At 69.3% G+C, this 605-nt stretch carries 1 protein-coding gene; it reads right to left on the bottom strand.

Annotation, left to right across the window (positions count from 1 at the left end):
- On the bottom strand, nt 1-605 hold a 605-nt coding region (locus tag DAT37_RS00720; RefSeq protein WP_157978230.1), incomplete at both ends, for an AMP-binding protein.

Raw genomic sequence — 605 nt, 5'->3', positions numbered from 1 at the left:
ACCGACCACCATGCACTGGCTGATGAGCGCGTGTCCGCGGATGCGGTCCTCGATGACGGCGGGGGCCACGTTCTTACCGCCCGCGGTCACGATGATCTCCTTTTTGCGCCCCGTGATGCTCAGGTAGCCGTCCTCGTCAAGGGAGCCGAGGTCGCCGGTGCGGTACCAGCCGTCCTCGTCGAACGCCTCTTTGGTGGCCTTCTCGTTCCCCCAGTAGCCGCGCATCACGTGGTCGCCCTTGCAGAGGACCTCGCCGTCCTCGCCGATGCGGATGCTGACACCGGGGAAGGGACTGCCCACCGTGCCGATCTTGTTGAGGTTCGGGGAGTTGACCGCGGTGGGCGCCGAGGTCTCGGTGAGTCCGTAGCCCTCGATGATGGTCAGGCCGACGCCGCGGAAGAAGTGGCCGAGGCGCTCGCCCAGGGCGGAGCCGCCGGAGACGGCGTACTGGGCGCGGCCGCCCACCGCCGCGCGGATCTTGCCGTAGACCAGGCGGGAGAAGACCGCGTGCTTGACCCGCAGGCCGAGCGGGATCCGGCCCGCGGTGAGCGCCTTGCTGTAGGCGATCGCGGTTTCGGCGGCGGCGTTGAAGATCTTGCCCCGGC

The sequence above is a fragment of the Nocardia aurea genome (assembly GCF_003123685.1).
GTDB lineage: Bacteria > Actinomycetota > Actinomycetes > Mycobacteriales > Mycobacteriaceae > Nocardia > Nocardia aurea.
The sequence above is the reverse complement of the archived record's forward strand: the minus strand, read 5'-3'. Positions and strand labels throughout refer to the sequence as shown.